Source organism: Streptomyces sp. AcH 505 (assembly GCF_000818175.1).
In the GTDB taxonomy this organism is placed as follows: domain Bacteria; phylum Actinomycetota; class Actinomycetes; order Streptomycetales; family Streptomycetaceae; genus Streptomyces.
In genome coordinates this window covers 1,120,900-1,128,309 of sequence record NZ_JTIY01000001.1, presented here as the reverse complement: position 1 = coordinate 1,128,309, position 7,410 = coordinate 1,120,900, and the positions used below count along the sequence as shown (strand labels likewise).

The following is a 7,410-nucleotide window of genomic DNA, read 5'->3' as shown; positions in this document are numbered from 1 at the left end:
ACGGCATCCTCGTCACGGCCACGCCGAAGCGCGAGGACCGGCTCTTCCCCGGCGACGCGACGCAGTTCCTGCTGCCGGAGGGCGGCGTCTGCCTCGCCTACGGGGCTGCGGGCGTGCTGTGGGCGCTCGCCGACGCGGGCGTCGAGGTGTCCGCCGCGCACGTCGACTGGCTGGAGGCCGCTGCGGGCCGGCTCACCGACCCGGCGCCCGGCCTGTACACCGGCATCGCGGGCATCGCGACCACACTCCACCGCCTCGGCCGCGGCGAAGCGGCGGCGGCGCTGCTCAAGGAAGCGGCCAAGGCCGAGCCCGGCAACGACAGCCTCTTCGACGGCAGGGCCGGACTCGGCCTCGCCCAGCTGCACTTCGCCCGTACGACGGGTGACGACGACGCCCTGAAGCACGCGACGGCCCTGGCCGAACAGATCGTCGAGCGGACCGCGGCGCAGCCGCCCCGCCGGGGCGAGGCAGGGCTGTTGCGCGGCAGGGCGGGCGGTGCGCTGCTGCTGCTGCGGCTCCACGAACAGAGCCCGGACACCGGCCTCCTCGACGCGGCGCGGCTGCTGCTCGACACGGACCTGCGGGCCCTCGGCTGGGCGGCGGCGCCGGAGGCGGCCACGCTCACCGGCGGTGTCGCGCCGGACGAGGGCTGGGCCGAAGGCGCCTACGGCGCGCGGCCGTTGCTCGCATCCGGCGGGGGCGGTACGGCCATGGTGCTGGCCGACTACCTGGCGCATCGCGCCGAGCCGCGCTTCGCCCTGGCCCACGACACCGTCCTGCGCACGGCCCGCGACAGCGTGCCGCACACCGCCGGTCTCTTCCACGGCTGGGCGGGCGTGATGGTGGTGCTCAGCAGGCTCGGCCGTACCGGCGGCGCGGCGGGGGACACCCCCGCGGTCGACCCGGCTGCGGCCCTCGACCTGTACGGGGTCGGCTACCAGGGCAAGCCCGCGTTCCTCGGCGTCGAGAACGTACGGCTGTCGACGGACCTGGCGACGGGCGCCGCCGGTGTGCTGCTCGCGCTGCGCGCGACGGCCGGCGCTCCGACCGCCCTGCCGTTCCTGTGAGCCGGCCCGGCGTGCGGGTGTCGGTGATCTGCCCGACCTACAACAGGTCGCGGAAGATCACGGACACCATCGACTCCGTACGCGCGCAGTCGGTGGCCGACTGGGAGCTGCTGGTCGTCTCGGACGGCTGCGACGACGACACCGAGGACTGGGTACGCAGGTCGGCGGCGCGCGACGGCCGCGTCCGGCTGCACAGGATCGAGCGCAGCGGCCATCCCAGCGGGCCGCGCAACGCCGGACTGGCCCTCGCACGGGGTGAGTTCATCGCCTATCTGGACCATGACGACCGCTGGCGCCCCGACCATCTGCGGGTGCTGCTCGGCCTGCTGGAGGCGGGCGCCGAGCTGGCGGCGACGGGTGTCGCGTACCACGACGCGACGGGCGGTGAAGTCGCCCCGTTCCCGGCGCTGTCCGCCTGGTGGCACCCGCAACTCCAGCTGATGGGGCCGATGTTCGAGCCCTCCCGGGTCGGTCACCGGCGCGGTCTCGCCGAGGCGGCCGGCGGCTGGCGGACCGGGGCGGGGCTTGAGGACTGGGACCTGTGGCTGCGGATGGCCGACGCGGGACACGCGTTCCGTACCGTCGTGGAGCCGACCGTCGACCTGCTGGTCGACGGCGGCACGCGGCGCAACCGGATGGCGCGCCCGCACCGGCTGCCGCTGGTCGTCCTGGACGACGCGAAGGCCGCCCACACACTGCTGGGCGACCTCCGCGCGGGACGGCACGATGAGCCCTTCCGCGCCGCGTGTCTGGCCGACATGCGGGAGTGGTACGGGCAGATGGCCGACTCCGGCGAGCTGGTGCGGCCGCAGGACTGGGACGGGGATCTGCACGCCGAGATCGAACGGGTCGTGCTCGGCGAGGAGAAGCTGTTCGGCGAGCTGGTCCTCGTACCGGAGCGCGGCCGGTTCGCCATCGCCAGGAACCTGCTGTGCGCGCGTACCGAACACGCGCGCCGCGCCGCCCGGTTGCTGCCCGGCATCCAGCCGCGCGAGATGCGGCTGCTGCGGGAGCTGGCGGACGGCGTACAGGCCGGCGCGGGTGCGCGGCCCTGCGCCGGCGCAGAGGCCGGGGAAGGTGTGCCCGCCGGGGCGGGCACACCGCTCAGATAAGCCCCTTCTCCCTGGCTCTCAGCGCCGCCTGGAAGCGGGTGGTGGCGTTGAGGTGCTTCAGCAGCCCGGCGACATGTCCGCGGTACGTGCGTACGGAGATGCCCAGTTCACGCGCCCCGACCTCGTCCTTCTCCGCGCGCGCCATGGCATGGAGCACCTGGATCTGGACGGCGTCGAGCTGGGTGCGGGTGTGCCCGGGGAGCAGCAGGGGCGCCGCGTCGACCGCTTGTGACCAGCAGCGGTCGAAGAACGAGTAGAGCGTGCGGACCAGCCCCTCCTGACGCACCAGGAGCGCGCTGCGCGGAGTGGCTTCGCGGTCCGACTGCACCAGGGCCGCCTTCCTGTCGAAGATCAGCATCCGTTCGAACCGGTCGTCCAGCAGCCTGACCTGCGCGCCGTGTTCGATCATGGTGGTGAGATGCGCCGCCGTCGCCTTGTCCTCCAGAGCGCCTCGGTGCAGCAGGGCGCGCAGGGCGATCCCCCGCCGCAGGCAGCGCAGTTCGGACTGGCGGGTGGCGGCTATGCCGTCGGGCGGCGAGGGGCGGCTGGGCCGCATCGTCAGCACCTCGCGCCGGGAGAGCACGGTGAGTTCCTCGGCGGTGTCCTGCACCGGCTCACTGCCGGTGAGTTGTTCGACGTTGTCGTGGCTGTCGTGCACCTGCTCCCGCATCCGCCAGAGCAGCGCCTGGTTGATCAACGAGTGGCCTTGCGTCAGTACCTCCTGTTCTTCCGCGTGCAGTGTCCGGAGCCGCTGTTCCACGAGTCTTCCGACGCTGATGCCGGGATCGAGCGCGGTGGCGTCTCCGCTTACGTCGTACCTGACCATTCCTTGCGTACTGAGCCGCTGCAACGATTCGCGTACACACGCTTCGTCAAGACCGAGAGCCATGCTCAAGCCGGATGTGCCAAGTCCTGGTTGCTGCAAAAGCTTTCTGTACACGGATTCGTCGAGAGGCAGTACGCCCAGTGTGATCAGTGTTGATTCCCCCATGATGCGTATTCGAACACCCTGGAATGAACCTGTCAATGGATCACGGATTAACCCGAGGTTGTGCTATTTCACCGGTTATTTGAGGGAACCGCCGGACTCCCCGGGACGCATTCCCCCGAGCCATGCGCGAGGTTCCCGCCGGCCGGTGAACCGGCGGGAAACTCTTCCTTGCCGTGTGCTGAACGTGCCCTACAGCCCGGAGACGGCGATGACCGCGGTGAGCGCGGCGACCGCGGTGCGTACGGCCTCGCCGAGCGTGGCAGCGGGCCCCTGGCCCGCGTCGATCGCGGCGAACCCGGCCTCGGCCGCCCCGGCCTGCTCGTCGGGGACGAGAACGGCCCGCAGACCCGCGTGGTGCAGGACGGTGACCAGCGCCGCCGTCCGCTCGTCGGGCTCCTGGCCCGCCAGCACCACGGCGGCCAGCCGCGCGCGCAGCGTCTCGGCGGTCGCGGTGTCCTTGACCGGGTACGTGACCGACCCGAAGATCCCGAGCACCTTGCGGCCCTCCTCGCGGACCAGGCCCTTCGCCAGCAGCCCGTCGTACGCGGCGGTGAGCGCCTGCTCCCTGACCGCCAGCAGCCAGGCCTGCGGCTTCGCCTCGGGGTGGCTGCGCAGCTGCTCGGCCATGGCCGCCTCGACCGGGTCGGCGGGCGGCGGGAGCGGCGCCGCGGCCAGCGCCCCGTCGCGTACCACCACATGCCCGGAGAACGTCAGCCCCAGCAGGGTGGCCGCGGACACCGCGAGCCCCACCCGCAGCGGCGGCTCGCGCAGCTCTCCACTCCGCTCGTCCAGTGCGAGGAGCACGATCTGCTCGCCCATGGTCAGTTGTGAATCCATAGATCCCCCTTTCCCCATGAACACGCGCGACAGACGTGCGTAGTTCCCGGAGTTCGCCCGGCGGCAATTCGCGCGCGCCGGTGAAACCGGTTATTCATAAACTTCCTGACATTTCGCCGATCACACGACGGCGGCCGGGCCCGGCCCCGGGGAGGGGGCAGGACCCGGCCGCCGTCGTGGCGTTCCGGTTACGGACGGGTCAGGGGAACGACACCACGTTCGACGGGACCGTCGAGGTGCCGGAGGTGCCGTCTCCGGTGTTGTTGATCACGTGGTTGTACTGGCCGACGCCGCCGAGGGAGACCACGAGCAGGTCGTGGAACTTGACGCCGTCCTTCACCGGGGCCTCGAAACCCGCGTCCTGACGGATCGTCGGGTCGGAGCTGAAGTTGCAGTAGCTGCCGAGCCCCCAGCCCTCATGGGTGTTGACGGAGTCGTCGACCTTGTACGCCGCCCAGCCCAGCCGGTCGCCGTTCTGGATGGCTGCCTGGTTCGGCGGGTCGTACGCGATCTCGTTCTGGAAGAAGATCGTCCGGCCGCCCTCGCCGCTCCACTCCACGTCGTACTTCTGGAAGTGCTCGACGAAGAGACCGGTCGCCAGCACGTTGTCGCCCTTGACCAGCAGCCCGTAGTCGGACGGGTTGGTGGTCCAGCCGACGCCCGCGCCGTGGTCGGCGCGCCAGATCCAGGTGTGGTCGATGATCGTGTCGTTGCTGTTGACCTCGACGGCCGTGGTGACGAGGCCGGGGCCCGCGCCGCCGACCCTGGCGAACACGTCCTGCACCGAGGTCGGGTTGGACGCGTGGCCCGCGGAGGCTCCCGAGGGGCCGACCTGGAGCAGGTACGGCGAGTTCTGGGCGCCCGCGTCCAGCAGCAGGCCGGCGAGCTTGATGCCGTCCACGTCGGCGGTCCGGATCGCCGTCACGCCGCCGTCGGGGATGATCGTCGGGAAGCCGATGCCGAGGACGACGGTGTCGGCCCTGGTGATGTTGATCGTCTGGTCCACGTGGTAGACGCCCGGCGTGAACAGCAGGTTCAGGCCCTGGCTGAGGGCCTGGTTGATGGTGGCCGCCGTCGCGCCCGCCTTGACCACGTAGAACTGGTCGAGCGGGATGGACGTACCGGGCGTGGAGCCGTTGGCCCACGAGGCGCCGGACGCGTTCGTGCGCAACGACGGTACGAACACCGCGTAGTTGTCGCCGTCCAGGTAGAGGTACGGCTTCTCGCGCGAGACGGGCGTGGTGCCCAGCACCGTGTACGGCGGGTTCGGGAAGGACTGCCCAGGGGCGCCCTGGACGCCCGAGAACACCATGTTCCAGACGCCGTTGCCCCAGCCGCCGATGTTGCTGTCGCGGGTGTACCACTGCTGCTGGGAGTACGGGGAGATCGTCCCGTCGACCTTGCTGTCGGCGATGTAGCCGCCACTGGCCCAACCGTAGCCGTTCGGCGCCAGGTTGAGGCCGCCCTGCACATGCATACGGCGGAACGGCGCGGCCTGGGCCACGGCCCACCGGTTCTCGCCGCTGACCGGGGTGAGCGACAGGTTCTCGGCGGAGCGCCAGAAGTTCTGCGTGGCGTTCCCGTTGAACCAGCCGGCGTCCACGGTGACATCGCCGTTGATGTGGGTGTCGTCGGGGTTCTTCCCGAGCCCGGCGATGGAGGTGTAGAAGCCGATCTGCGCGTTGAGACCGTTGTAGGTGCCCGGCTTGAAGAGCAGCGCGAAGCGGCGGGTGTCGAACTGCGCCGACTCCTGCTGGCTGAAGACGCTGTCCAACTGCCCCTGGATATTGGCCGTCGAGGGATCGAAGACGATCACATTGGGACCGAGGTCGCCACCGCCCACGACCGGGTCGGCGGCAGCCCTCGACCGTGCGGCGGGAGCGGCACTGGCGGAGGAGCCGAGGGCGGGCAGGAACACCGCGCCGAGCACGGCCGATGTCACCGAAGCGGCGAAACCGCGCCGGCTGATGTGGGGGTTGTTGCCCGGCTGTGGGGAGCCGAGCGGAGGTGTCTGCATGGGGGGATGACCTCCTGAGCGTGTACGTATGTACGGACAGGGAGCACGGGAGGCCGCTGGGAACGGCCCTCTGAGAGCGCTCTCCGAGTAGGGAAGATGCTTCCTCCATGTTTCGTACACGTCAATACTTGTGCGGTGAAGAAGTGTGGCCCCTGTTGTTGGTTCAGTTCGTGAAGACGGCCCGGGGCGCGGCGCGTTCGGGCGGGTGAAGCTCAGCGCTCGCGCGGTGCCGCCAGGCCTGTCTTGGCTCCCGCGCCGCACAGCGGTACGACGGCGGAGCGGTCGGTCCAGCTGCCGGCCGCCGCCCAGCAGGCGACGCCCGTGGACTCCACGAAGAGGCCGCGGGAGGCCAGGTCCAGCTGGGCCGCGCGGAGCTGGTCCTCGGTCACCGTGAGGAACGTACCGCCGGACTCCCGTACGGCGGCCAGGATCTGGGCCGCGCGCGGCGGGTTCGGGATGGCGATGCCCTCAGCGAGCGTGGGGGCCTGTTCGGCGGGGGCGAGCAGATCCCCGGCGCCCGCGCGGAAGGCGGTCGCCAGGGGCGACACCGCTTCGGCCTGGACGGCGATCAGCGCGGGGCGTTCGTCGATCAGTCCGTGCGCGTGCAGTTCGCCGACGGCGAGCGCGGCGCCCAGCAGCAGGGTGCCGTTGCCGACGGGCACGACGATCGCCTCGGGCAGTCGGCCGCCCAGGTCCTCCCACAGCTCGTAGACGTAGGTCTTCGTGCCGTGCAGGAAGTACGGGTTGTACACATGGCTCGCGTAGAAGGTGCCCGGCTCGTCGGCGGCCGCGCGCGCCGCGACGGCCGTCGCCTCGCGGTCGCCCGCGACGCGCTCCAAGTGGCCGCCGTGCGCGCGGATCTGCTCGGTCTTCTTGGGCGACGTGGTCTCGGGGACGTACACCGTGCAGGGCAGCCCGGCGCGTGCGCAGTAGGCGGCGACGGCCGTGCCCGCGTTGCCGCTGCTGTCCGCGACGACCCGCTCGGGCCGCAGTCGCAGGGCGAGTTCGGCGAGCAGCACGGCGCCCCTGTCCTTGAAGGAGAGCGTCGGCATCAGGTAGTCGAGCTTCGCCGCCACGTGCGGGGTCAGCTGGACGAGCGGCGTACGGCCCTCGCCGAGCGTCGTGACGGGCGCTTCGAGCGGCAGCGCCTCCGCGTACCGCCAGAGGGAGTTGACCCGCCCCGGCAGGGCTTCGCGCGGCACGGGGGCGGTGTCGAGGTCGAGGTCCCAGGGGCCGCGGCAGACGGGGCAGCACCAGGCGGCCGAGGTGACGGGGGAGCGGGTGCCGTCGGCCGGGCAACGGTACGTCGTGGTCATGGCGCCAGCATGTCAGCCGGGTCGCCGTCCGGCGCGGTCGCGTGGGCGGGTCCGGGGTGCGGTGGTCGTC

The 7,410-nt window shown here is 71.5% G+C and carries 5 protein-coding genes and 1 pseudogene; 2 read left to right on the top strand and 4 right to left on the bottom strand.

Going from position 1 to position 7,410, the window contains the following annotated elements:
• Together HY68_RS43485 and HY68_RS05145 are read left to right on the top strand one after the other, a co-directional pair.
• Positions 1-1,067 (top strand): annotated as a pseudogene (locus tag HY68_RS43485) (lanthionine synthetase LanC family protein); the annotation flags it as partial.
• Positions 1,064-2,179, top strand: coding sequence for a glycosyltransferase (locus HY68_RS05145; RefSeq protein ID WP_241778472.1), 1,116 nt, complete (start codon positions 1,064-1,066; stop codon positions 2,177-2,179). The pseudogene HY68_RS43485 and the gene HY68_RS05145, both read left to right, overlap by 4 nt.
• On the opposite strand, the gene HY68_RS05140 is transcribed toward HY68_RS05145, so the two are convergent.
• From HY68_RS05140 to HY68_RS05125, 4 genes are all read right to left on the bottom strand, one after another.
• Positions 2,172-2,939: a helix-turn-helix transcriptional regulator gene (locus HY68_RS05140; protein ID WP_198533214.1), complete on the bottom strand. Its 768-nt coding sequence runs from the start codon at positions 2,937-2,939 to the stop codon at positions 2,172-2,174. The two genes, HY68_RS05145 and HY68_RS05140, sit on opposite strands and share 8 nt — an antisense overlap.
• A gap of 420 nt (positions 2,940-3,359) precedes the next feature.
• Positions 3,360-4,007, bottom strand: a complete 648-nt coding sequence (locus tag HY68_RS39525; RefSeq protein WP_157874284.1) for a GPP34 family phosphoprotein — start codon at positions 4,005-4,007, stop codon at positions 3,360-3,362.
• A gap of 199 nt (positions 4,008-4,206) precedes the next feature.
• Positions 4,207-6,024: a hypothetical protein gene (locus tag HY68_RS05130; protein ID WP_041984929.1), complete on the bottom strand. Its 1,818-nt coding sequence runs from the start codon at positions 6,022-6,024 to the stop codon at positions 4,207-4,209.
• A 212-nt stretch (positions 6,025-6,236) separates the two neighbouring features.
• The gene (locus tag HY68_RS05125) at positions 6,237-7,340 is read right to left on the bottom strand and encodes a threonine synthase (RefSeq protein WP_041984925.1); all 1,104 of its coding nucleotides are present in this window, start codon (positions 7,338-7,340) and stop codon (positions 6,237-6,239) included.
• Positions 7,341-7,410 lie beyond the last annotated feature (70 nt).